Source organism: Burkholderia sp. PvR073 (assembly GCF_054055695.1).
In genome coordinates, this window is sequence record NZ_JBSRXO010000002.1 from 775999 (window position 1) to 800792 (window position 24794).

General features: G+C 67.6%; 22 protein-coding genes. 12 read left to right on the top strand and 10 right to left on the bottom strand.

Annotated features, from left to right (window positions below; all coding sequences use genetic code 11):
- Nucleotides 1–12 precede the first annotated feature (12 nt).
- The gene (locus tag ACVK00_RS10660; RefSeq protein WP_284889226.1) at nt 13–513 is read left to right on the top strand and encodes a (d)CMP kinase; all 501 of its coding nucleotides are present in this window, start codon (nt 13–15) and stop codon (nt 511–513) included.
- 47 nt (nt 514–560) lie between these two features.
- On the opposite strand, the gene ACVK00_RS10665 is transcribed toward ACVK00_RS10660, so the two are convergent.
- From ACVK00_RS10665 to ACVK00_RS10675, 3 genes are all read right to left on the bottom strand, one after another.
- Nucleotides 561–1103, bottom strand: a complete 543-nt coding sequence (locus tag ACVK00_RS10665; RefSeq protein ID WP_284889228.1) for a cysteine hydrolase family protein — start codon at nt 1101–1103, stop codon at nt 561–563.
- Between the two features lie 231 nt (nt 1104–1334).
- Entirely contained in the window at nt 1335–2660 is a 1326-nt protein-coding gene (locus ACVK00_RS10670) for an MFS transporter (protein WP_284889230.1), read from the bottom strand.
- A gap of 43 nt (nt 2661–2703) precedes the next feature.
- Nucleotides 2704–3888, bottom strand: coding sequence for a M20 aminoacylase family protein (locus tag ACVK00_RS10675; protein WP_284889232.1), 1185 nt, complete (start codon nt 3886–3888; stop codon nt 2704–2706).
- A gap of 182 nt (nt 3889–4070) precedes the next feature.
- On the opposite strand from ACVK00_RS10675, the gene ACVK00_RS10680 reads away from it, so the two are divergent.
- Both ACVK00_RS10680 and ppnP read left to right on the top strand, forming a co-directional pair.
- Nucleotides 4071–4973: a LysR substrate-binding domain-containing protein gene (locus ACVK00_RS10680; RefSeq protein ID WP_006751995.1), complete on the top strand. Its 903-nt coding sequence runs from the start codon at nt 4071–4073 to the stop codon at nt 4971–4973.
- 177 nt (nt 4974–5150) lie between these two features.
- The gene (gene ppnP, locus ACVK00_RS10685; protein ID WP_006751994.1) at nt 5151–5471 is read left to right on the top strand and encodes a pyrimidine/purine nucleoside phosphorylase; all 321 of its coding nucleotides are present in this window, start codon (nt 5151–5153) and stop codon (nt 5469–5471) included.
- A gap of 112 nt (nt 5472–5583) precedes the next feature.
- Here ppnP and ACVK00_RS10690 read toward each other — a convergent pair whose 3' ends face one another.
- From ACVK00_RS10690 to ACVK00_RS10705, 4 genes are all read right to left on the bottom strand, one after another.
- Complete coding sequence (locus ACVK00_RS10690) at nt 5584–5910, bottom strand: hypothetical protein (protein ID WP_175751834.1); 327 nt, start codon at nt 5908–5910, stop codon at nt 5584–5586.
- A 488-nt stretch (nt 5911–6398) separates the two neighbouring features.
- Entirely contained in the window at nt 6399–8186 is a 1788-nt protein-coding gene (locus ACVK00_RS10695) for a chloride channel protein (RefSeq protein WP_354123058.1), read from the bottom strand.
- Between the two features lie 30 nt (nt 8187–8216).
- Nucleotides 8217–8630, bottom strand: coding sequence for a MarR family winged helix-turn-helix transcriptional regulator (locus tag ACVK00_RS10700; RefSeq protein WP_006761649.1), 414 nt, complete (start codon nt 8628–8630; stop codon nt 8217–8219).
- Nucleotides 8631–8747: 117 nt separating this feature from the next.
- Nucleotides 8748–9923 (bottom strand): HPP family protein, encoded by a 1176-nt coding sequence (locus ACVK00_RS10705; RefSeq protein ID WP_284889239.1) that lies wholly within the window; start codon nt 9921–9923, stop codon nt 8748–8750.
- Between the two features lie 363 nt (nt 9924–10286).
- Between ACVK00_RS10705 and ACVK00_RS10710 the strand changes: the two genes are divergently transcribed.
- Nucleotides 10287–11255, top strand: coding sequence for a LysR family transcriptional regulator (locus ACVK00_RS10710; RefSeq protein WP_228907870.1), 969 nt, complete (start codon nt 10287–10289; stop codon nt 11253–11255).
- Nucleotides 11256–11285: 30 nt separating this feature from the next.
- On the opposite strand, the gene ACVK00_RS10715 is transcribed toward ACVK00_RS10710, so the two are convergent.
- Together ACVK00_RS10715 and ACVK00_RS10720 are read right to left on the bottom strand one after the other, a co-directional pair.
- Nucleotides 11286–12662, bottom strand: coding sequence for an MFS transporter (locus ACVK00_RS10715; protein ID WP_228907869.1), 1377 nt, complete (start codon nt 12660–12662; stop codon nt 11286–11288).
- A gap of 69 nt (nt 12663–12731) precedes the next feature.
- Nucleotides 12732–13670, bottom strand: a complete 939-nt coding sequence (locus ACVK00_RS10720) for a 2-hydroxyacid dehydrogenase (RefSeq protein ID WP_284889241.1) — start codon at nt 13668–13670, stop codon at nt 12732–12734.
- A gap of 113 nt (nt 13671–13783) precedes the next feature.
- Between ACVK00_RS10720 and ACVK00_RS10725 the strand changes: the two genes are divergently transcribed.
- The 3 genes from ACVK00_RS10725 (at nt 13784) to ACVK00_RS10735 (ending at nt 17283) form a co-directional block, all read left to right on the top strand.
- Entirely contained in the window at nt 13784–14695 is a 912-nt protein-coding gene (locus tag ACVK00_RS10725; protein WP_166724359.1) for a LysR substrate-binding domain-containing protein, read from the top strand.
- A gap of 657 nt (nt 14696–15352) precedes the next feature.
- Nucleotides 15353–16129, top strand: coding sequence for a hypothetical protein (locus ACVK00_RS10730; protein WP_284889245.1), 777 nt, complete (start codon nt 15353–15355; stop codon nt 16127–16129).
- A gap of 20 nt (nt 16130–16149) precedes the next feature.
- Nucleotides 16150–17283, top strand: coding sequence for a transporter substrate-binding and LysM peptidoglycan-binding domain-containing protein (locus tag ACVK00_RS10735; protein WP_228907866.1), 1134 nt, complete (start codon nt 16150–16152; stop codon nt 17281–17283).
- Nucleotides 17284–17373: 90 nt separating this feature from the next.
- Here the strand turns inward: ACVK00_RS10735 and ACVK00_RS10740 are convergent, their stop codons facing one another.
- Complete coding sequence (locus ACVK00_RS10740) at nt 17374–18462, bottom strand: calcium:proton antiporter (RefSeq protein WP_228907865.1); 1089 nt, start codon at nt 18460–18462, stop codon at nt 17374–17376.
- Between the two features lie 545 nt (nt 18463–19007).
- Here ACVK00_RS10740 and ACVK00_RS10745 point away from each other — a divergent pair.
- The 5 genes from ACVK00_RS10745 (at nt 19008) to ACVK00_RS10765 (ending at nt 24793) form a co-directional block, all read left to right on the top strand.
- Nucleotides 19008–20561 (top strand): 3-hydroxyacyl-CoA dehydrogenase, encoded by a 1554-nt coding sequence (locus ACVK00_RS10745; RefSeq protein WP_284889249.1) that lies wholly within the window; start codon nt 19008–19010, stop codon nt 20559–20561.
- Nucleotides 20562–20620: 59 nt separating this feature from the next.
- Entirely contained in the window at nt 20621–21943 is a 1323-nt protein-coding gene (gene paaK, locus ACVK00_RS10750) for a phenylacetate--CoA ligase PaaK (RefSeq protein ID WP_175702548.1), read from the top strand.
- A 40-nt stretch (nt 21944–21983) separates the two neighbouring features.
- On the top strand, nt 21984–22784 hold the full coding sequence (locus ACVK00_RS10755) for an enoyl-CoA hydratase-related protein (protein ID WP_175723466.1): 801 nt from the start codon (nt 21984–21986) through the stop codon (nt 22782–22784).
- A gap of 120 nt (nt 22785–22904) precedes the next feature.
- A complete protein-coding gene (locus tag ACVK00_RS10760; RefSeq protein ID WP_166724366.1) occupies nt 22905–23576 on the top strand; it encodes a MarC family protein in 672 nt (223 codons plus the stop codon).
- 236 nt (nt 23577–23812) lie between these two features.
- Complete coding sequence (locus tag ACVK00_RS10765) at nt 23813–24793, top strand: aldo/keto reductase (protein ID WP_126225509.1); 981 nt, start codon at nt 23813–23815, stop codon at nt 24791–24793.
- Nucleotide 24794 lies beyond the last annotated feature (1 nt).

Consider the following 24794-nt stretch of genomic DNA (forward strand, 5'->3'; position numbering starts at 1 on the left):
CGAGACTGAAACATGAAGGTGTGTATCGTAGGCCCGTCGGGTGCGGGGAAGTCGACGATCGCCATGCAATTGGCACGCAAGTTCAATGTCGCCACGCACGAATTCGACCACGTCTATTGGGACATGACTGCGGCCGAGTTTGTGAAGAACTCGGACGAATCAATGGCGCAGGCGATCGGAAACATCCTCGAGCAGGACCGCTGGTTTGTCGAAGGCGCATACGACAAGCGGATGTATCCGCTGCTCGTCGAGTGTTCGTTGATCTTGCGGGTCGAGGTTTCGTTTCGCGTGAGAGCGATACGTCTGATCAAGCGCTTCATTCATTCGACGATGACGGGCAAGCTGCCCAAGGAAACCTTCCGGAACACCATCGACCTGATCAAGTTTTCATATCACTTCGACCACCGACTCAGCATATTTCTGTCCGGAGACGTGACGCTCTCGAGGAAAGTTGTTTCAGTTCGCGACGCATCGTCGTGTATTGAGGCGATGCGCGCGACGGGGCTTTGCTGAGGCCAGTGTTGAAACCTCACGCTTTACGGTCCGTCTCGCGCCTTGCCTCAGAACACGCACGCCTCAGTCGTCGTCAGCACCGCGAACGGCCCGCCAAGCGTCGCATTGTGATGCGCGATGATCCGCTCGGCCGGCAGCGCGGGCGTGTCCATGCAGGTGTGCGCATCGGCGACGAGCACCGCCCGAAACCCGAGATCGGCGGCTGCGCGGCACGCGGTATCGACGCAGTACTGCGTCTTCATCCCGGTAATCACGATTTCCCCGATACCAGCCGCGTGCAGCCACTCGGCGAGCCGCGTACCTGCGAAGCAACTCGGCCGGGTCTTGTCGAACACGATGTCGCGTGCGGTATCGATCGCGAGTTCCGGCAGCAGCGCGGCCAGCGGCGCATCGGGCGCAATCGGCGAGTCGGCCGGGCCGGTGTGGCGCACGGCGAACACGGGCGCACCTGCTTCGTGCGCACGACGAATCAGCCGGTTGATGTTGGCCAGCACGCGTTCACCGTCATGCGGACGATCGGGGCCATGGAACAGCCCGACCTGCATATCGATGACGAGCAGCGCACGTTTGGGGGAAGGGACTTCGGACATCGCGTTCTCCTGAATGGCCGATGCAGACGGAGAAACGACGAGACCCCGTCCGGAACCGGCGGGGCCTGTGGGAATCGGTGACGCTACGATCTTGCGCGCACTCGCCGCACGGACCCGCCGAAGGCGGTCGTGCGCGTGGTCGTCGAAAGGGTGATCGTCGCGTTATGCATGGAACGATCATGCCCGATGCGCCGGCGCGACGTCAATGACGCGCCGCGCACCTTCCACCGATCAATCGAGCGCCTTCCCGGCCTTCTCGTCCATGCAGCGAATCGCGAGCAGCGTGAACGCGCCGCAGCCGATCGCATACCACGCGGGCGCATTCGGATTCCCGGTCGCCGCGATCAGCCACGTGACGAAGAACTGCGCGAAGCCGCCAAAGATCGCGACGCCCACGCTATACACCAGCGCACCGCCGGTGGCACGCACCGCCCGCGGGAACAACTCGCCGAGCATCGCACCCGTCGCGCCGATGTTGATCGCGTGCACGATCGACAGCGCCGCGATGATCGACAGCAGCGACGCGGCGCCCGGCCAACGGTTCAGCGCGATGAACGCCGGATAGATCGCGGCCATCAGCGCGATGCGCGTCCACCAGACGATCCGGTTGCGTCCGTAGACATCGGAGAGGTGGCCGCCGATCGGCGTCACGAGCATCAGGATCGCGCCGGCGACGCAGCCGGCCGTCATCGACAGCCAGGTCGGCAGGTGCAGTACTTGCACGCCGTAGATCGCCATGTAGAACACGATGATGTAGTGGATCGACGTGCCGCCGATCGTCACGCCGAGGCCCGCGAACACGGCCCTGCCGTGATGGCGCAGCACAGCGGCGAGCGGCAGCGACACGACCGGCTCGTCGTGCGTCGCGGCGGCAGCGGGCGCGGCGGGCGGTACTTCCTCGACGGTGCGGCGCAGCCAGTAACCGATCGGCACGAACAGCGTGCCGATGATGAACGGCACGCGCCAGCCCCAGCTTTCGAGCTGCGCGGCAGTGAGCGTTGACGTCAGCGCGACACCGGTCAGCGCCCCCGCGAGCGCGGCGAGCCCCTGGCTCGAGAACTGGAACGACGCATAGAAGCCGCGGCGGTGCTGCGGCGCCTGTTCGAGCAGCAGCGTCGTCGACGCGCCGACTTCGCCGCCCGACGCGAACCCTTGCAGCAGCCGCGCGAGCACGAGCAGCAGCGGCGCGGCGAGGCCGATCTGCGCGAAGGTCGGCGCGACCGCGATCGTCGCGGTGCCGAGCGCCATCAGCAGCAGCGTGAGGATCATCGCCTTCTTGCGGCCGGCGCGGTCGGCGTACATGCCGATCACGAGCCCGCCAAGCGGACGCGTGACGAAGCCGACGCCGAAGCTCGCGACCGCGAGCATCAACTGCCCGAACGACGAGTGCACGGGAAAGAACAGCTTGCCGATCAGGATCGCGAAGAAGCTGTAGACCGTGAAGTCGTAGAACTCGAGCGCGTTGCCGACCGCGGCGGCCGCGATCAGGCGGCGCTTCTTCGCGGCGGCGCGGGCATCGACCGGCGTGCCGGCGAACGAAAGGGCGGACGTTTCCATGGGGTTCCCCTGCTAAGGCGCGGGACTGCGTGATGAAGGGCCGTCAGGCCGCGAGCCAGGCTTCGGCGACGCGAACCCAGTAACTCGCGCCAATCGCGAGGATGTCGTCGTTGAAGTCGTAGCCGGGGTTGTGCACCATGCAGCCGCCCTTGCTGCCGACCCCGTTGCCGATGAATGCATAGCAGCCGGGGCGCGCCTCGAGCATGAACGCGAAGTCCTCGCTGCCCATCAGCGGCGCGGCGTCGGTTTCCACGCGTTCGGCGCCGAGCATCTGGCGCGCGATGTCGGCGGCGAATGCGGTCGGTTCCGGATGGTTGACGAGCACCGGATAGCCGTAGTCGTAATCCACTTCCGCCGCGACGCCGAAGCTGTCCGCCTGGCCCTTCACGAGCGCTTCGATGCGGCGCGCAAGCAGCGCGCGCACGTCGGCGTTCAGCGCGCGCACCGACAGCTTCATCACGACGGTTTCGGGAATGATGTTGAAGGTCTCGCCGGCCTGCACGCTGCCGACCGTGATCACGGCCGCATGCTGCGCATCGACCTCGCGCGCGACGATCGTCTGCAGCGCGACCATGATGCTGCCCGCGGCCGACATCGGGTCGCGCGCGAAATGCGGCATCGCGCCGTGACCGCCGACGCCGCGCAGCGTGATCGTCACGCGGTCGGCCGACGCCATCGCGGCGCCGGTGCGGAACGCCATGTCGCCGGCGGCGCGGCCCGGCATGTTGTGGATCGCGAAGATCGCGTCGCACGGGAAGCGATCGAACAGGCCGTCGTCCATCATCGATTTCGCGCCGCCGAAGTTTTCCTCGGCCGGCTGGAAGATCAGGTTCAGCGTGCCGGAGAACTGGCGCGTGGCTGCCAGGTGGCGCGCCGCGCACAGCAGCATCGCGGTGTGGCCGTCGTGGCCGCACGCATGCATCTTGTTCGCATGGCGGCTCGCGTAAGGCAGGCCGGTGGTTTCGGCGAGCGGCAGCGCATCCATGTCGGCGCGCAGCCCGACGGTGCGCGTGCCTTGTCCTTCGCGCAGCACGCCAACGACGCCGGTCTTGCCGATGCCGCGGTGCACTTCGTAGCCCCAGCCCGTGAGCAGCTCGGCGACGAGATCGCTCGTCAGCGTTTCCTCGAACGCGAGTTCCGGGTGTGCGTGGATGCGGCGGCGCACTTCGATCAAGTCGGGCGCGATCGCGGCGATGCCGGGGATGACGGGGTTCACGGCTTGCAGCATGGAGTCTCCTGTGGGGCGGGGAGGGGCGTTTGACGCGCCTATGACGAGCAAGCATATAAATTTCTTTTGCGCACCAGAAGCTGCTAAATTGCTTTGGTGCACACCACTGGTTGCCGCTCGGGAATACCCTCAGCCGGCAAGCGTCGAGGCGCACAGGGTTTCCACGGATCACGCATTGCCCCATGAAATACCATCAGCTGAAAGCGTTCGTCACCGTTGCGGAAGAAGGGAGCATTCGCGCGGCCGCGCGGCGTCTGAACGTGTCGCCGGCGGCGCTGACGAAGGCGGTCAAGGAGCTGGAGATCGCGCTCGGCGTATCGCTCGTGGTGCGCACCGCGCGGGGCGTGCAGCTCACCGCGTTCGGCCAGCAATTGCAGGTGCGCGCGCGGTTGATCGTCGCCGAAATGCAGCGTGCCCGCGACGACATCGAGCAGGCGCAGGGCGCGATGACGGGCTCCGTCGCGGCGGCGATCACGCCGGCGGCGGCGGTAACGATCCTGCCCGATGCGTTTCGCGCGTTCCGGCGGCGCTTTCCGGTCGCGCGCGTCAACCTGATCGAAGGGTTTCCGGGCGTCGCGCTGCCGCGGCTGCACGACGGTTCGCTCGATTTCGCGGTCGCCGTCGTCGTGCCCGAACTGCTGGCGGCCGAGTTCGATCACGCGGAACTCTATGCGAGCCGATCGCTGATCGTCGCGCGCAAGGGGCATCCGCTTGCGTCGGCCACGTCGCTCGCCGATCTCGTCGACGCCGACTGGCTGATGAATCCGTCGCCCGAAAGCTCGACCCAGGTGCTGTTCAATTCGTTCGTTGCATATGGGTTGCCGGTGCCGCAGCGGGTCGTCGAATGCCCGAGCTTTGGGCTCGCGCACAGCCTGATGACGGGCTGCGACCTGATCGCGTCGATGCCCGAGCAACTGCTGCAGGGCGAGTGGGCGCGCGACCAGCTCGCGGTGCTGCCGATCCGCGAGCGGCTGCCGGGTGTATCCGTGCAGGTCGTCACGCGCCGCGACAGCCCGCTCACGCCGGCCGCGGCGATGCTGCTCGACTGCCTGCGCGATTCCGCGCGACGCAAAGGGCTCGGATGAGCGGTGCATGCGAGGGCATGCGTCGCATCAAGTAGTGATCCTGACTATCTACCGGGCATCCCCGGCAAGTCCCGCTTGCGGCTCGCTCGCCGCGAGCCGGTATCATAGCGGCCGGCCTGCCGCCACGGCCGGCTTCCGACAACACGCCATCCGGCATCCAGCAATCAGAGGCATCACATGACCAGTGCAACCCAATTCGACAACGTATCGGTCGTCAAGCGCGCGAACGTCTACTTCGACGGCAAGTGCGTGTCGCATACCGTGCTCTTCCCGGACGGCACGCGCAAGACGCTCGGCGTGATCCTGCCGTGCGCGCTCAACTTCGGCACGGACGCGGCCGAATTGATGGAAGTGCAGGCCGGCAAGTGCCGCGTGAAGCTCGACGGCAGCAACGAGTGGCAAACCTATGGCGCCGGCGAATCGTTCTCGGTGCCGGGCAAGAGCCGCTTCGATATCGAAGTGCTCGAGACGCTCGACTACGTCTGCAGCTACCTGTAAGCGTGCAGGCATCGGCCGCGGCGCATGCGCGCGGCCGACGCGCACAAACGAAAAGCCCCGCCGAAGCGGGGCTCGTCGCAGGCGGACGGCGCAATGCCGTCCGGTGCGGGGCTTACAGGCAGGCGGTGATGTCGCCGGCGGAAGCGGCGTCGCCACGCACGCCGACCCACGTCTTGGCATCCGCCTTCGACGACGGGCGAACCATCGCGGCCGCGCCGTTCGGCGGTTGCTGGCCCGGTACGTAGACATCGGTCGCCAGGCCGTTGGCGAGCACGTTCTGCGAGACGACCTGTTGTTGCGACTTGTCGGCCCAGGTCTTGGCGATGCATGCCGAGACGTCCTGAGCGGATTTCTGACTTTGTCCCACATTCTGCATGGCCGGATCGGCTGCATGCGCAGAAATTGCCACGGTCAATGCGATGAGCGGTAAGTATTTCATGTTCACGTTTTATCTCCCTCGAGTCGTGATTGATTGAGTGGGATTGCGCAGCAGAACTGCGTTTCTGTGAGATTGCATCGGACCCATGCGGTTCCGGCGATTCCGCAACAAGTTGTTAACGCGCTTGCCAAACGGCGATCCGGATGCTGTGTGTTCTGCGGCGCTGCGGCATACGTCGCGTGCGGCCCGCATGGAGGCGGGGACGCGGCAACGACGTCATGCTTCGTGAGGTCGGCTCGCTGCCCTGTGGTGTGGCGGATTGACGGCCGCGGCGTGCTGCATGTGTCTGCATGTCGCGCCGCGACGCTTCTTTATTGGATGACGAATTGGAATGGCTGAATGGTGGCCCCGTCGCATGAGCACCATGATGACAAACTTCCGTCCGATGAACTGTCAACGAAGTTTAAACGCCAAACGCGCCGTTTCTGACCGCGGGAGACGACGAAGATAGCGGTGCGCGGCCGGCGCGCCGCGCACCGCTGCAAAGATCAGCCGACCTTGCGGGCGCCGATATCGCGCAGGTTGACCGGCACGACCGGACGGAAGCGCTCGCGCTTCTGTTCGTCGTCGAAGTGCTGGAGCGCGGGCTTGATCAGGTCGCTGCGCGACACGATGCCGGTGAGGCGCAGCGATTGCGGATCGTCGACGACCGGCAGGCGTTCGAGGCTGAGCATCGCGAGTCGCGATGCGACCACGCGGCAGGTCTCGTGTGCCTGCGCGACGGCCGGTGCGCGATCGGCGAACGCGCTTGCGAGCGGTGCGTCTGGCCCGGCTTGCGCGCGGTGCGCGTCGAGCGTCGCGCGATCGACGAGGCCGAGCAGGCGGCCGTTCTGCACGACCGGGTAGGCACGGTGCGTCTGCTTCGCGCCGAAGTATTGCGACGCGACGGCGTCGAGCGGCATGGCGCCGTCGATCGCGACGAGCGCATCGGCGGACGTCATCACTTCCGCCACGTCATGACGTTCGAGCGGATCGACGCCGTATTCGCGGTAGATGTGATAACCGCGGCGCGCGATCTTTTCCGTCATGATCGAGCGCTTCATCGCGATGGTCGCGAAGCCGTGCGCGACGAGCGTCGCCGCGAGCAGCGGCAGCAGCGCGTTTGCGTCGTGCGTGAGGCCGAACGCGAACACGATCGCGGTGAGCGGTGCGCCAAGCGTGGCGCCGAGCGTGGCGGCCATGCAGACGAGCGGCCACAGCGCCGGATCGCCGCCGGGCAGCACCGGCGACAGCACGGTGCCGAGGCCCGCGCCGAGCATCAACAGCGGGGCGAGCACACCGCCGGACGTGCCGGAGCCGAGCGCGATCACCCACATCACGGCTTTCACGATCAACAGCGCCAGCGCGATCTTCAGCGCGATGTGCTGATGCAGCAGGTCGCCGATCACGTCATAGCCAACACCCAGCGCGCGCGGCTCGAGCCAGCCGCCGATGCCGATCACGACCGCGCCGAGCGCCGGCCACCACATCCAGTGCACCGGCAGCTTCGCGAAGGCGTCTTCGACGCAGTACAGCGCAGCCGACAGGCCGCACGCGAGCATGCCCGACAGCAGGCCCGCGACGATGCACGACAGCAGCGCGACGGGCGTCGGCGACGCGGTGGTCAGCGGAAACAGCGGCTCGACGCCGAAGAACACCGCGCGTGCGAAACCGGCGACCGCACAGGCGAGCGCGACCGGCAGGAAACTGCGCGGACGCCATTCGAACAGCAGCAGTTCGACCGCGAGCAGCACGGCGGCGACCGGCGTGCCGAACACGGCGGTCATGCCGGCGGCCGCGCCCGCGACGAGCAGCGTCTTGCGCTCGGCGGCGGTCACGTGCACGCATTGCGCGATCAGCGAGCCGAGCGCGCCGCCCGTCATGATGATCGGGCCTTCGGCACCGAACGGGCCGCCGCTGCCGATCACGACGCCCGACGACAGCGGCTTGAGGATCGCGACCTTCGGCGACATGCGGCTCTTGCCGAACAGGATCGCCTCGATCGCCTCGGGAATGCCGTGGCCGCGGATCTTCTCCGAACCGAAGCGCGCCATCAGCCCGACGATCAGCCCGCCGACCACCGGCACGACGATCACCCATGCACCGAGCGTATGGTTCGCGGGCGAACGATCGGCGAACGAAAACTGCTGGAAGAAGAACAGGTTCGTGAACAGGTGAATCAGGCTCAACAGCACGAACGCCGCCAGCGTGCTGAGCAAGCCGATCCCGGCGGCGAGCAACGCGATCCTGGGCAGGCGTTCGTTGGTCGAGAAATCGCGTTTGTGTGGTGCGTTCATCGGAGTGAGGGAAGGTGGGTAAAGCTAGGGTCAGTAATCGATCTGCGGAACCTGGAACGCGCCCTTGAGCGATTTCAGCTCGGCGCGATGCATGGCCGCGAGGCGGGCGAGCAGCGTTTCGCCGGCTTCTTCGAGGTGCACCTCGACCTGCCGGCGGTCCGCTTCGCTCGTCTTGCGCTTCACGAGCCCGAGCGCCTCGCAGCGCGTCACCAGCGCGACGACCCCGTGATGCTGCGCCTGCAGGCGTTCGGCGATTTCCCCGATGGTTGCCCATTCACGGTGCGGGTAGCCTTTGATGTGCAGCAGCAGCAGGTATTGCAGCGGCGTCACGCCTTCGCTTTGCGCGGCGCGTTCGGAGAAGCGCTCGAAGCAGCGCATCTGGTAGCGGAACTCGGACAGTTGCTGGAAATCGCTTTTGGTCAGCGAGCGGCGGTTATCGGTCATTGCAGTCGGTCGGACAGGCGGTTTCAGTATCGGAGAATATATCACAACATGATATAAATGGCCGATTTTCGGCGAAATGACCCGCATTGCGCCGTGCGTCGGTACCGTTCGTTCGGGTTACGCGGCTTCCAGCATCTGCGTCTGCCGGTACAGGCCCGTGACGAGATCGGTCTGCGTAATGATCCCGACGAGTCGGCGCGATGCGTCGACAACCGGGATGTGGTGGTGGCCCGAGTGCGTAAACAGCGGCACCAGCGCGGTGATCGGCATGGTCTGCGGCACGGCCGCGACGTCGCGGGTCATCACGGTGGCGACGCTCGGCGGCTGGCCGCCGAACGACTGCGGCAGCCGCGCGGACAGCCGGTGCCACAGCGGGATCGAGCGGCGCACCTGGCGCGTGAGGTCGGCGCGCGTGACGATGCCGATCAGGCGATCGTCGCCGTCGACGACGGGCAGCGCCTTCACGCGATGGCGCTCGAGCAGCGTCAGCGCGGCCGCCACCGACGTGGATGGCGCGACTTCGATCGCGTTCTTCGTCATCAGCTCGGCGCACGTGAGCTGGCCGAACGTGCGCGTATACGCCTGCATCTCGGTTTCGCGCAGCAGCATTTCGAGGTCGTCCGGATCGACGTCGAGCCATTCGCTACGGCGCTTGAGCACTGCGTCGAGATCGGCGCGCGTGAAGCCGCCGCGTGCGTGCGCGGTGCTGCCGGCGTGCGGTTTCGCGTCGGGACGCACGCCGCCGTGCGGATAGCGGTGGCCCGTCAGCGCGTGATATACGAGCGCGGCCGACAGCAGGATGCCCGATTGCAATGCGATCGGCTCGACCACGAAGCCGAAGCCGAGCGCATGGATCGCCGGGCCGCCGAGCACGGCCGTCAGCGCGACCGCGCCCGACGGCGGGTGCACGCAGCGCAGCGCGAACATGCCGCCGATCGCGAGGGCGACCGCGACCGCGGCGGCCGTGATCGGATCGGCGATCCATTGCGCGCAGGCGACGCCGACGCTCGCCGCCACCAGATTGCCGCCGATGATCGACCACGGCTGCGCGAGCGGGCTCGCGGGCACCGCGAACAGCAGCACGGCCGACGCGCCCATCGGCGCGACGAGCAGCGGCATGAGGCCCGGCACGCCGGGCAGCAGCCGCATCGTGACGCCGACCGTCGCGATGCCGACGAGCGCGCCCATGCACGAGCGCATGCGTTCGCGCCAGCCGAGCGTCATCGGATGGGGAACGAAGCTGTGCAGCCATTGGCGGAGCGTGCGGCGCGACGGGGAGGAGCCTGACGACATGGGCGGTAAGCGGTAAAAATGACGCGCGGACGATCCGGCGCAAGAGAACCGGAATTATATCGCGTTGTGATACAAATTGCCGCGCCGCATCAACGCGTTGCCTGCGCGCGATGCGTGATGCTTGCAAAAACCTTTCATCGGACGAAAGCATGGCGGCCGTGCTATCGCGCAATTTTGTCTGCGGCGGCGTACAATTCCGGCCACCGAATTCCCCGATATGCCACAGCCACGCACGCGATGCCCGCTCTCCCGCCCGTTCCCCGGCATGGCGATCGCTTGCGCGAGGTTGGCGCGCCCGCCTCGATTCCCGTCTGACGCGAGCGCCGCCGACGTTTCCCCACCGACACTCCCCAAGCCAATTCAATGGACATGCTCGAAAACATGCGCCTGTTCGTGCGCGTTGTCGAAGCCGGCAGTTTCACCGCGGTCGCAAAAGAAATCGACGCGACCACCGCGCAGGTGTCGCGCGCGGTTTCGAATCTCGAAGCCCACGTACAGACGCGCCTGCTGCATCGCACGACGCGCCATCTCGGCCTCACCGAAAGCGGCGAGCGCTACTTCGAGCGGGCGAAATCGATCCTCGCCGAAATCGACTACGCGAACGCCGAAGCGCGCAACGCGCTGCTGCGGCCGAGCGGCAAGATGCGCATCCATGCGATGACGGGGCTCGGGCAGAGTCATGTCGTGTCGTCGATCGTGCGCTACCAGGAAGACAATCCGGACGTGTCGGTCGAGCTGACGCTCGCGCAGCGGATGCCGAACCTCGTCGAGGAGGGCTACGACGTGTCGATCGTGACCGCGTCGCAGTTGCCCGATTCCGGCTACGTCGCGCAGACCTGCGGCACGAGCTGCAGCGTACTGGTCGCGTCGCGCGACTACCTGGCGCGGCACGGCACGCCGACGACGCCGGACGACCTGCCGAACCACGTGTGCCTGCGCCTCGATACGCCCGCGTCGCCGGCCAGCGAGTGGCGGCTCGAGCGCGGCGACGACGAGGAGACCGTCTACGAACTGCAGCCGGCACCGTTCCAGGTCAACGTGCCGGATGCGCTGTGCGTCGCGGTGCGGGCGGGGCGCGGCATCGCGTGTGTCGCGCTGTACACGGTGCTCGACGACCTTCGCGAAGGGCGGCTGATCCGCGTGCTGCCGGAGTACCGGCTGCAGACGGTCAGCGTGTACGCCGTCTATGCGACGCGCCGCTATCTCGACGCGAAGATCCGCACCTTCCTCGACCATCTGCGCACGACGCTCACGCCCGCGCTGGAAAACGACCTGCGCGAACTCGACCGGCTCACGGTCGAGCACACGCCGGGCAGCCGCCAGCGCGCATGACGCCGCCGACGGTGGTTCGTTCGCCGCGCGTCATGCGGCCGGCGTGATGCGAATCCGCTCGAAGCGGCCCGCGAGCCACGCATAGGCGGCGATGCCGATCAGCCCGTGCGCGGCGACGAACCACAGCGCACCCGCGAATGAACCCGTGTGCGCGACGAAGTAGCCGATCACGAGCGGCGTGACGATCCCCGCGATGTTGCCGAGGCCGTTGAACACGCCGCCGCTCAGGCCGACCATGCCTTCGGGCGCGGTGTCGGCGAGCACGGCCCAGCCGACCGCCGCGAGTCCCTTGCCGAAGAACGCGATCGTCATCAGCGCGATCACGACGGCGTTCGACGACGCGCCGTTCGCGAGCACGAGCAGCGTCGCCATTGCCATCCCCACCACGAACGGCGTCTTGCGTGCGCGCGACGGATGTACGCCGCGCCGGATCAGCCAGTCCGACAGCACGCCGCCGAGCACGCCGCCCGTGAAGCCGCACAGCGCCGGTAGCGCGGCGACCCAGCCGGCCTCCATGATCGTCATCCCGCGCCCCTTGATCAGGTAGATCGGGAACCACGTGATGAAGAAATAGGTGAGCGCCGTGATGCAGTACTGGCCGACATAGATCGCCCACAGGTTCCGATGGCGGAACAGCTGCGACGCGTCGTGCCACGATACGCGCGGCCGGTGCCGGACGCGGTTCGCCTCGAGATCGACGAGCGCGCCGTGTGCGCGCAGGTAGTCGCGCTCGGCGTCGCTCACGCGCGGATGGCCGTGCGGCTCGCGATACCACGCGAACCAGAGCGCCGACAGCGCGACGCCGAGCATCCCCATCCACAGGAACACGTGTTCCCAGCCGAGCGCATGCGTGAGCCACGCCATCGCGGGCGTGAACAGCACGACGGCCATGTACTGCGCGGAGTTGAACAGTGCCGATGCGGTGCCGCGCTCGGCGGTCGGGAACCAGCACGCGACGATCCGCGAATTGGCCGGGAAGGCCGGTGATTCGACGAGCCCGAGCATGAAGCGCATCGCGAACAGCGCGAGCGTCGCGGCCGCACCCTCGACGGCGAACCAGCCGACCGTGCCTTGCAGCATCGTGAACACCGACCACAGCAGCAGGCTCAGGCCGTACACGCGGCGCGCGCCGAAGCGGTCGAGCAGCCAGCCGCCCGGGATCTGGCCGATCGCATAGGCCCATGCGAACGCGGAGAAGACGATGCCGAGCTGCACGGGTGACAGCCCGAGGTCGTGCGCGACGCCGGTGCCGGCGATCGACATCGTCGCGCGGTCCGCGTAGTTGACGACGGTGACCGCGAAGATCAGCGCGAGGATCGTGTAGCGGACGCGGCCGATCGTGCGCGACGGGGCGGATGAAGCGGACGAGGCGGCGACGGCCGCGCCGCCGCTGGATCGATTGGGCATGCGAGTCTCCTGGCCTCCGTCGTGCGGAGGCGTTTCGTTTGGTGTGGTAGACGGGGGAACGTGCGTTGCTCAGCGCGTGACGCTGGTCGGCGGGCGCTGGCCTGCGAAGCACGCGGCGAGGTTGGCGAGCACGATCCGGCCCATGGCTTCGCGCGTCTCGTGCGTCGCGCTCGCACGGTGCGGCTGCACGACGACACGCTCGAGTTCGAGCAGCGCGGCCGGCACGTGCGGTTCGTCGACGAACACGTCGAGGCCGGCGCCGGCGATCGTGCCGTCCGCGAGCGCGCGCACGAGTGCGGTCTCGTCGACGAGCTTGCCGCGCGCGACGTTGATCAGGAATCCTTGGTTGCCGAGCGCGGCGAGCACGTCGGCCGTGACGAGCACGTTGCCATGATCGGCCGATGCCGCGAGCATGAGCACGTCGCTGTCGCGCGCGAGCGCGATCAGGTCGGGCACATAGCGGTAGCCGCTTTCGCGGTGTTCGCGCGGGCCGAAATAGCTGACCGGCATCCGGAACGCCTGCGCGCGCTGCGCGATCGCGCGGCCGACGCGGCCGAGGCCGACGATGCCGAGCCGCTTGCCCGTCACCTGGGTCGCCAGCGGCTGCGCGACTTTGCCCCAGCGGCCGGCGCGCACGATGCGCTCGCCGGCGCCGAGATCGCGCAGCGTCATCAGGATCAGCCCCATCGCCATGTCGGCGACGTCGTCGGTCAGCACGTCGGGCGTCGTCGTCACGTGAATGCCGCGGGCGCGGGCGCGGTCGAGATCGACCGCGTCGGTGCCGATGCCGCTGATCGCGATGATCTCGAGCGCGCTCAGACGGTCCGTCAATGCGGCCGACAACCCGTTCGCGCCGCCCGTGACGACGCCGCGGATGCGCGACGCGACGCGATCGAGCAGCGCGTCGGGCTGGTCGGCCGCATACAGCCGATGCACCGCGTAGCGGGCGGACAGTTCGGCGTCGATGGCGTCGGGAAGCGGCTGGGTGAGCAGGATGTCGATGGTCATGAAGGTCTCGGTCGTCGTGCGCGGCGCGGGCCGTGCATCAGGTGCAACCGAGTATAGGAATCGGATCGATGTTGGTCTAACATCAAAAGACTATCGATTGATTCAAGATTTGAATGATTGAACTGAACCAGCTTCGCTGCTTCGTCGCCGTCGCCGAGGAACTGCATTTCGGGCGCGCGGCCAAGCGGCTCTTCATGACGCAGCCGCCGCTCAGCCGGCAGATCCAGTTGCTCGAGCACGCGCTCGGCATCGCGCTGCTGGAGCGCAGCAGCCGGCAGGTCAGGCTGACCGCGGCCGGCGAGCGCTTTCTGCGCGATGCGCGACACATCCTCGAGTTTTCCGCGCGGGCCGAGCAGGCCGCGCAGCGCGTCGCGCACGGCGGGGCCGGCCGCATCACGCTCGGTTTCACGGCGGTCAGCGCGTACCGGATGATTCCGGTGCTGCTCGCGCATGCGGCGCACGCGCTGCCGGACGTCGATGTCGAACTGCGCGAAATGGTGTCGACCGTGCAGATCGACGCGCTTGCGTCGCGCATGCTCGATGCGGGCTTCGTGCGCCAGCGCGCCGCGCGCCATCCGCTCGAATACCGGCTCGTGCAGCGCGAGCCGATGCTCGTCGCGGTCGCGCAGGGCGCGCCGCTCGCCGCGTACGAGCGGATCGGCCCTGACGAGCTCGACCGGCAGCCGTTCATCGCGTATTCGCCGAACGAGGGGAAGTACTTCCACGACATGATCTCGGGGATGTTCGCCGGCGCCGGCCGCTTGCCGAACTACCTGCATTACGTCGGGCAGACGCATACGATCCTCGGCCTGGTGCGCGCGGGGCTGGGCGCCGCGCTGGTGCCGGCGTCGGCGCGCGAACTGCATGTCGACGGCGTGGTGTTCAGGCCGCTCGCGGGCGTCGACGTGGCGGCCGAGCTGTATCTCGCCTGGCGCGCGGACAACGACAATCCGGCGCTGCCGGTGTTCAACGCGATGGTCGAGCGGTTTCTCGCGCAGGAGCAGGGCGGCGCGGCAGCAACGTAAGACGCTCGCGCGATGTAACAAGCTTTCAATCCGGAAGCTTGCCGCAGGCGATGACAAGCAATCCTGAGCGAGCGTGACAGGTTGCTGCCCTGCGAATCCTTACCGTGCCGAAAGCTGCTTCGATACCTGCGTTCCAACGGCGCAACGCAGCGGTTCGCTGCACTGCGACAACCGCTTGACGCTGCATGCCGGTCGGCGCAGGATACGTCCGTGCCTTTGGAGCGGAACGCGCCGGCCGTGCGGTTCCTGCACCCGCGATACGCAAAAGAACAACGATGAGCCTTTACGCACTCGTACCGGAACACCGGGCCCGCGTCTGTCGGCCCGCCGGAGCACCGCTTCTCCCGATGCCCGTCGCGTCACGTATCCGTCATCCCGTTTCGTACCGTGCATCGGTACACTTTCCCGTCCGCGCAATGGCCGCGACGACGAACGGCGCCGCTCCGGCCCGCCGCATCGCGCCGCCGCCTGCCGCCCCCGATCACCGCATCCTGAACGGCGCCTACACAGGCGTCTCGTGACGCCCGTCGCGCCCATCCTTGTATTGCGCCGCCGGCATTCCTGACTGCCCGGCGGCACCGAAGTCCGAAGCATTTCGATTGAGCTTGAAAAAGGCAAACGCAAGCAGTTCGGTTCGAGGTTCAAGGAGAAAAACTCATGTCGCAGCTTTCGAATGAAGCAAACGGCAGTTCGGGGAGTGGCAAGGCCAAGCTGATCAAGTGGGCGATCATCATCGCTGGCGTCGCGATCGCGGCACCGGCCGCGCTGTTCATCCTGAAGGGGATGATCGCGCTGATCACGGCGGCCGTGATCGGCCTCGGCGCGATCTATTTCGCGCCGGTCGTCGCGATGAAGTTCGCGAACCAGAAGGTGAAGATGATCGTCGAGGAGGCGCAGTCGAATCCGATCGAGACACTGATCAACCAGCTCGCGGAAAAGCGCCAGGCGGCACAGAAATTCGCGGACAGCATCACCGCGTTCCGCACCGAGGTGAAGAACTTCGAGAACAAGACGGAACTGTTCGAGAAGCAATATCCGGATGACGCGCCGCGCTTCCGGTCGCAGCTCGGCACGATGAAGCAACTGCTCGCGTTTCGCGAAGGCCGCTACAAGCAGGTACAGGCCGAGCTGAAGAATTTCGCATCGGCGATCGATCGCGCGAAGGCGATGTGGGACATGTCGCAGGCGGCGCAGCAAATGAACAAGCTCGCGGGCCGGCAGGCATCTGACACGTTCGAGCAGATCAAGACCGACGTGGCCGTCGATTCGGTGATGCGCTCGGTCAACAAGGCGTTCTCCGAAATGGAGACGTCGCTGATGGATAACCCCGAGGTCAAGCAGGCGCAGCAGCAGGCGGTGATGAACGGCACCCCCGCGGCCGTGCCCGGCCCCGACGCGGCACACGCCGCCGCTTTGCCGTCGAAACAACAATAATTTCCCGCAGGCACGCAACCATGAAAAAACTTTTCGGCGCAATCGCGTTTCTGGTGGTGCTCGTCGGCGTCTGGATCGTCCATCAGGGCGGCCTCTCGACACTGATTCCCGCGCACGATGCGGCTCCGGGCGCGACGTCCGCGCAGTCGGCCGACGCAGGCCAGCCCGCGCAGCCGTCGGCATCGGGCAACGTGGTGCCGGCCGGCTTCACGCCGCAGGCCAGCACGCTGAAATCGATCGCTGAAAACGGCATCGTGCGGATCTCGGTGCAGAACCCGAGCGAGCCGTTCTTCGGCGAGGACAAGGGCGCGCCGCACGGCTTCAACGTCGAGTTCGCGCGGCTGCTGTTCGCGGATCCGTCGTTCTCGCACGGCGGCAAGCCGGTCGTCGTCGATACGCGTCACGAAGTCGACACGTACCCGGGCGTGCCGAAGCAATTGCTCGACACCGACGCGAAGGGCAACCACGTCGTCGACGTCGCGATGGACGGGCTGACGTTCGCGGACAACACGCCGGCGGGCGTCGTCTACTCGGTGCCGTATGTCGACGATTTCGGCTATTCGCTGATCGTGCGGCAGGGCTCCGCGATCCGCTCGGCCGACGATCTGGCCGGCAAGACGGTCGGCATCCTGAAAGGCGACCCGGACGTGCGTGCGTTCGTCACGCGCCAGTATCCGAACGTGCGGTTCGTCGAGGTCGACGATTCCGATCCGGCGTTCCTCGCGAAGAGCCTCGACGGCCGTGCGGTCGACGCGTTCATCTACGACTATCCGTTCGCGGTCAGCTCGATCAAGGGCACCGACCTGAAGTTCGCGGTGACCAAGCTCGACGGCTCGAACATCGCGTACAAGATCGGCGTGCGCGCCGACGATCAGGACCTGCTGATCTACCTGAACGCCGCGATCGCGAAGCTCAAGCAATCGCCGCAGTATCTCGACCTGCTGCGCAAGTACTTCGTCAGCGACCAGACGGTGACGACCGCGGCCGCGTCCGGTGAACACACATACGTGGTGAAGGCGGGCGACACGCTGAACCTGATCGCGGCGAGCAAGCTCGGCAGCGGCCAGCGTTTTCGCGAGATCCAGCGCCGCAACAACCTCGCCAACCCGAACCTGATCCTGGCAGGCCAGCATCTCGTGATTCCGGTCCGGTAGCGGCGGCGTGGCGTGAACGGAGGTGAAGGGACGTGAGGAAGTGCGCGCGGCCGGGCGGAGGGGATCCGCCGGGCCGCGCGCATTGATGGGTCAGTGAGTGATCGACAGGAACAGGTAGGCCGCGAACAGCGACAGGTGCACGACGCCGTGCAGCACCGTCGTGCGCCCCTGGCTGAGCGTCAGCGTGCTGACGAGCAGCGTGAGCGCCAGCAGCACGGTTTCCATCGCGCCGATGCCGAGCGTGAGCGGCTGGCCGACCCAGATGAACACGGCCGCGACGGTCGGGATCGTGAGCCCGATGCTCGCGAGCGCCGAACCGAGCGCGAGGTTCATGCTGGTCTGCAGGCGGTTCGCGCGTGCGGCGGTGACGGCCGCGAGCCCTTCGGGCAGCAGCACGAGCGCGGCGATCACGATGCCGACCGCCGCTTCGGGCGCGCCGAGCTTCATCACCGCATGCTCGACGGCCGGCGACAACAGCTTCGCGAGCAGCACGACCGCGACGAGGCTCGCGAACAGCAGCACGAGGCTGATCACCGCGGTGCGCCCGCTCGGCGGCGCCGCATGCACCGATTCGTTCGCACTGTCGTGCGCGGTGAGGAAGTAGTCGCGGTGACGCACGGTTTGCACGAAGACGAATGCGCCGTACAGCACGAGCGACGACACGCCGGCGAACGCAAGCTGCGATTTCGAAAAGAACGGACCCGGCGCGGCGCTCAGGTAGTTCGGCATCACGAGCGAGAGCACGGACAGCGACGCGAGCACCGCAAGCGCCTTGCTCGCCCCGCGCCCCTGGAAGTCCTGCTCGCCGTGCTTCCACGCACCGACCAGCAGGCAAAGGCCGACGATACCGTTGCAGATGATCATCACGGCAGCGAACACGGTGTCACGCGCGAGGCCCGATTTCTCGGGACCGGCGCCGAGCATGACCGACACGATCAGCGCGACTTCGATGACGGTCACGGCGACCGCGAGCACGAGCGTGCCGAACGGCTCGCCGACGCGGTGCGCGACGACTTCGGCATGGTGGACGGCGGCGAACACGGCGCCGGCGAGCGCGGCGGCCAACACTGCGATGACGAGGCCTTCGGCCGGCACGACGCGCGACAGCGCGAGTACCAGCCACGCGGCAAGCGGGGCCCAGAGGGTCCAGCGCGGGAGCTGGTTGGACGAGATCGGCATGGACGGTTTTCCTATGCGAGTGGCGGCGCGCGACGCGCCGTCACGGATTGACGAAGCCCGGCCGGAAAATCCGCCGAACGAGGACGATGATGCTGATGGGCGGCAGCGCGGAACGGTGCTGCCTCCGGTTCGCCGCCATGAGGCGGCGAGGGGCGCGGGCGGGCCGAAGCCCGTCGCTGGATGAAACGGTTCGATGCGACCGGGTGCCGATGGCGGGGCGCGTGGACGTGCCGGCAGGCGGCCCTGCAGTTCGGAACCGGCCCCGAAAGGGCGGCGGGCGATGGGCGGCGGTGTGACACGCGGTTTCCCCTGGAATCCGGCGATTTGTCGAATTTTATCAGGCGTTCGGGGGTCGCTATCTCATATTCGAATACTTTCATTGACCTTTCGGTTTACAAAAAGTGCCCCGATCGTTCGATTTTTTTGTTTTTGCAGTTTCCGTAACGCTCTCTTGCATGACAAATTCGGGCTCGTCCTGACATAAATCTACCGACCGGTCGGTTTATAATCGCTCGCACTTCCACTTCATTGACGGATCGCAAGCGATGGCTGGTTCTTCTGCACATTCGGTGAATTCGGGCGCGCTGGCGCCGTCGGCGGTCGTCGGCGTGATCGGCGCGGGCGCGATGGGCGCGGGCATCGCGCAGGTCGCGGCGGCCGCCGGTCATACCGTGCTGCTGTACGACCTGAACGAGGCGGCGTGCGACAAGGCGCTCGCCGGCATCCGCGCGCAGTTCGCGCGGCTCGCGGAGAAGGGGCGGATGGAGCCGGAGCAGGCCGACGCGGCCGGCAACCGGATTCGCGCGGTGCGCGCGCTGGCCGAGTTCGCTGGCGCCGCGCTGATCGTCGAGGCGGCGGCCGAGCGTCTCGACGTGAAGCGCGAGATCTTCGCGACGCTGGAGCGCCATGTCGACGATACCTGCGTGCTGGCGACCAACACGTCGTCGATCTCGATCACGTCGATCGCGGCCGGGCTGCGCGCGCCGCAGCGCGTGGCCGGCCTGCATTTCTTCAATCCGGCGCCGCTGATGGCGCTCGTCGAGGTGGTCAGCGGGCTCGCGACCGCGCCGGAAGTCGCGCAGGCGCTGCATGCGACCGCCGCCGCGTGGGGCAAGCAGCCCGTGATGGCGAAATCGACACCGGGCTTCATCGTGAACCGCGTCGCGCGGCCGTATTACGCGGAGGCGCTGCGCGTGCTGAACGAGCAGGGCGGCACGCCGGCCTCGATCGACGCGGTGATGCGCGAGGCCGGCGGCTTCCGCATGGGGCCGTTCGAGCTGATGGACCTGATCGGCCACGACGTGAACTTCGCGGTGACCGAGTCGGTGTTCCGCGCGTACTTCAACGATCCGCGCTACACGCCGTCGCTGATCCAGCAGGAACTCGTGAACGCGGGCTTCCTCGGGCGCAAGTCGGGGCGCGGCTTCTATTCGTATGCGGATGGCGCGACGCCGCCCGCGCCGGAGCTCGAAGCGCCGCGCGACGCGCCGGCCGACGTCGTGCTGTTCGCGCAGGACGGGCCGGCCGCCGCGCTGCATGCACGCTTCGCCGAACGCATCGCGGGTGCGCGGCGCAACGGCCTGGATGCCGACGAACTGCTCGCCGTGGCCGGCCGCGCGTCGATCGCGCTGACCGACGGCCGCACCGCGACGGCGCGCGCCGCGCAAACCGGCGTGGCCGATCTCGTGCTCGTCGATCTGGCGCGCGACTACGCGCAGGCCGGGCTGGTCGCGCTGACGCGCGCGCTCCAGTGCGGCGACGCCGCCTACGCCGATGCGGTCGGCCTGTTCCAGCAAGCCGGTTTCCGCGTCGTCGGCGTTGCCGACGTGCCGGGCATGGTTGCGATGCGCACCGTCGCGATGCTCGCGAACGAGGCGGCCGACACGGTCAACCAGGGCGTGTGCTCGCCCGCCGATCTCGATCTCGCGATGGAGAAGGGCGTGAACTACCCGTGCGGCCCGCTCGCGTGGGCCGATGCGATCGGCATCGGCCGCGTGCATCGCGTGCTGTCGAACCTCGCGGCGAGCTACGGCGAGGACCGCTATCGCGTGTCGCCGCGCCTCGCCGCCTTGCACGCGGCCGGCCGCACGTTCCGCTAGCCGGCGGCCCCATCACCCCGATCACGATAACGACATCACTCCACTGGAGGAGCACCCCGATGACTCACCCGACGCATCCCGCCGCCGCCCTCGATCCGATCGAGACCGCCAGCCGCGACGAACTGCAGGCGCTGCAGCTCGAGCGCCTCAAGTGGTCGCTGCGCCACGCGTACGACAACGTCCCGCACTATCGTCGGACGTTCGACACGGCGGGCGTGCACCCCGACGACCTGAAGACGCTCGCCGATCTCGCGAAATTCCCGTTCTCGACCAAGAACGACCTGCGCGACAACTATCCGTTCGGGCTGTTCGCGGTGCCGCGCGAGCAGGTCGTGCGCGTGCATGCGTCGAGCGGCACGACCGGCAAGCCGACGGTGGTCGGGTACACGGCGCGCGACATCGACACCTGGGCGAACGTGACCGCGCGCTCGATCCGCGCGGCCGGCGGCCGCCCGGGCGACACGCTGCACAACGCGTTCGGCTACGGGCTCTTCACGGGCGGCCTGGGGATTCACTACGGCGCGGAGCGGCTCGGCTGCATGGTCGTGCCGATGTCGGGCGGGCAGACCGAGAAGCAGGTGCAGCTGATCCGCGATTTCGAGCCGAAGATCATCCTCGTCACGCCGTCGTACATGCTGAACCTGATCGACGAGATGGTGCGGCAGGGGATGGACCCGGCCGCGTCGTCGCTGAAGATCGGCATCTTCGGCGCGGAGCCGTGGACGCAGGCGCTGCGCGAGGAAGTGGAGACGCGCGTGGGCATCGACGCGCTCGACATCTACGGGCTGTCGGAAGTGATGGGCCCCGGCGTCGCGTGCGAATGCGTCGAGACGAAGGACGGCCCGGTGATCTGGGAAGACCACTTCTATCCGGAGATCATCGATCCCGTGACCGGTGAAGTGCTGCCGGACGGCAGCGAGGGCGAGCTCGTGTTCACGTCGCTGACGAAGGAGGCGATGCCGGTGATCCGCTACCGCACGCGCGACCTCACCGCACTGCTGCCGCCGACCGCGCGCGCGATGCGCCGGCTCGCGAAGATCACGGGCCGCTCCGACGACATGCTGATCGTGCGCGGCGTGAACGTGTTCCCGAGCCAGATCGAGGAAATCGTGGTCGCGCAGCCGAAGCTGTCGGGCCAGTTCCAGGTCACGATCTCGCGTGACGGCCACATGGACCGGCTCGACCTCGCGGTCGAGCTGCGCTCCGAGGCCGTCGCATGCGTGACCGACGGCGAGCGCGCGGCGATCGCGCGCGAGCTGCAGCACCGGATCAAGACGATGATCGGCGTGTCGGCCGGCGTGACGGTGCTCGCCGCCGGCGGCATTCCCGCGACCGCGACCGGCAAGGCCCGACGCGTGATCGACCGCCGGCAGGCCGCCTGAGTTTGGCCGTTCCCTGTTCTACCCCGAGGAAACCTGTTCGATGGATGGATTGAAGACCCTGGCCGTTGCCGTCGATGCGCGCGGCATCGCGACCGTCGCGCTGCAGCGCGGCGACGTGCTCAACGCGTTCGACGAGACGATGATCGCCGAGCTGACCGACGCGTTCACGACGCTCGGCCGGCGCGACGACGTGCGCGCGATCGTGCTGCGCTCGGACGGCCGCGCGTTCTGCGCGGGCGCCGACCTGCAGTGGATGCAGCGCGCGAGCGCGAACGACGCGGCCGCGAACCTGCGCGACGCCGAGCGGTTCGCCGCGATGATGCGCGCGATCCGGCAGTGCCCGAAGCCGACGGTCGCCCGCGTGCAGGGCCACGCGTTCGGCGGCGGCGTCGGCCTGTGCGCGGCCTGCGACATCGTGATCGCGAGCGATCATGCGCGCTTTTCGGTCAGCGAGGCACGGTTCGGGATCCTGCCGTCGGTGATCGGCCCGTATCTGGTCGAGGCGGTCGGCCAGCGCCAGGCGCGCCGGCTCGCGCTGACCGCGACGCAGCTCGCGGCCGGCGAAGCCGTCGCGATCGGGCTGATCCACCAGGCCGTGCCGCTCGACGCGCTCGACGCAGCACTCGACAAGACGCTCGCGGAGTTGAGCCGCAATGGCCCGAACGCGCTGATGGAGATCAAGCGCTTTTTCGACGAGATCGGCGAGTACCCGCCGTCGGCCGAACGCGCGGCGTTCACCGCGCAGACGATCTCGCGCGTGCGGGCCACGCCGGAAGCGAAGGAGGGCTTCGCCGCGTTCTTCGCGAAGCGGCCGCCGGCGTGGGAGCCGGGCACCGATTGACGCTGTGGCGCGGGCCGCCGGGCCCGGGTCGCGATTTGCGTCTCGGGCGCGGGCGCTTGCTCTACAATGCGTGACCTCCGGCGCGCCGCCGGCCCCAGCCCTGATCGTTTCCTCGCCCCGATGATCGTCGACCGCCTTATCTCCGAGATCCTGTTCGGCTTCACCGGCCTGATCGGCATCATCAATCCGATCGGCATTGCGTTCCTGTTTCTCGAACGCACCGAGGCGCTGACCGAGCACGAACGGAACCTGCTCGCGAAGAAGGTGGCGTTCAACGCCTTCATCGTGTTGCTGGTCGCGTTCTTCGCCGGCACGCCGGTGCTGCATTTCTTCGGCATCTCGATGGAAGCGCTGCGGATCGGCGGCGGCTTCGCGGTCGCCGTCGCGGGCTGGCAGATGCTCAACGAGCCGGACGGCCCGGGCGGCGGCGACACGCCGGTCAAGCCGATCGACGCGAACGCGATCATGACCCGCGCATTCTTCCCGCTGACCGTGCCGCTGACGGTCGGCCCCGGTTCGATCGCCACCGCGATCGCGCTGAACGCGAACCGCACGCACAAGCTGTCGGAATTCATGCTGTCGAGCATCGTGTCGATCTCGGTCTCCGCACTCGTCGCGGTCGTGATCTGGCTGACCTACAGCCGCGCCGCGCTGCTGTCGCGCTATCTCGGCATCGAAGGCACCAAGGTCGCGAAGCGCGTGTCCGCGTTCCTGCTGCTGTGCATCGGCGTGCAGATCATGCTGACCGGGTTCTCCGAGTTCCTGCGGCCGCTCGCCGACCAGATCAAGTAATTCGTTCCTCCGTGTGACCCGGCCCGGCCCCGCGCGATGCGTGCGGGCCGCAGGTCGCGTTCGTCTGTTCGACCCGACACGACCTTGCACGGCGGCGCGCGAGCGTGGCGCGACGCGTTTGCGCGCCGCGGGATACCATGCGACGTCCGGCGGATGCACGCCCCGGCGTCCGTGCCCGGTGCACCGAAGCGTGGCGCGCATCCGGCCGCAACCCCACTTCAATGACGAGGCGAGCGATGGAATACGTGAAATTCGGGTCGACCGGGATGGACGTGTCGAAGCTGGTGCTGGGCTGCATGACGTTCGGCGAGCCGTCGCGCGGCACGCATCCGTGGACACTGCCGGAAGCGGAAAGCCGCCCGATCCTCCAGCGCGCGATCGAGGCCGGCATCAATTTCTTCGATACCGCGAACATGTATTCGGACGGCACGTCGGAAGAGATCGTCGGCCGCGCGCTGCGCGACTTCGCGAAGCGCGACGACGTCGTGATCGCGACCAAGGTGTTCTACCGGATGCGGCCGGGGCCGAACGGCGCGGGGCTGTCGCGCAAGGCGATCATGACCGACATCGACCAGAGCCTGAAGCGGCTCGGCACCGACTACGTCGACCTGTACCAGATCCACCGCTGGGATTACGGCACGCCGATCGAGGAGACGCTCGAGGCGCTGCACGACGTCGTGAAGGCCGGCAAGGCGCGCTACATCGGCGCGTCGTCGATGTTCGCGTGGCAGTTCGCGAAGGCGCTGCATACGTCGACGCAGAACGGCTGGACCCGCTTCGTCAGCATGCAGAACCACGTGAACCTGCTGTATCGCGAGGAGGAGCGGGAGATGCTGCCGCTGTGCGAGGCCGAGGGCATCGCGGTGATTCCGTGGAGCCCGCTCGCGCGCGGCCGGCTGACGCGCAACTGGGACGAGTCGTCCGGCCGGCAGCAGAGCGACGACGTCGGCCAGCGGCTCTATGACGCGACGGCCGATGCCGACCGCGCGATCGTCGAGGCCGTCGCGGCGATTGCCGCCGCGCGCAACGTGCCGCGTGCGCAGGTCGCGCTCGCGTGGGTCGCGCACAAGCGCGGCATCACCGCGCCGATCGTCGGCATCTCGAAGCCGCATCATCTGGACGATGCGCTCGGCGCGTTGGAACTGAAGCTGACGGACGACGAAATCGCGGCGCTCGAAGGCCCGTACGTGCCGCACGCGGTGGCCGGTTTCAACTGAG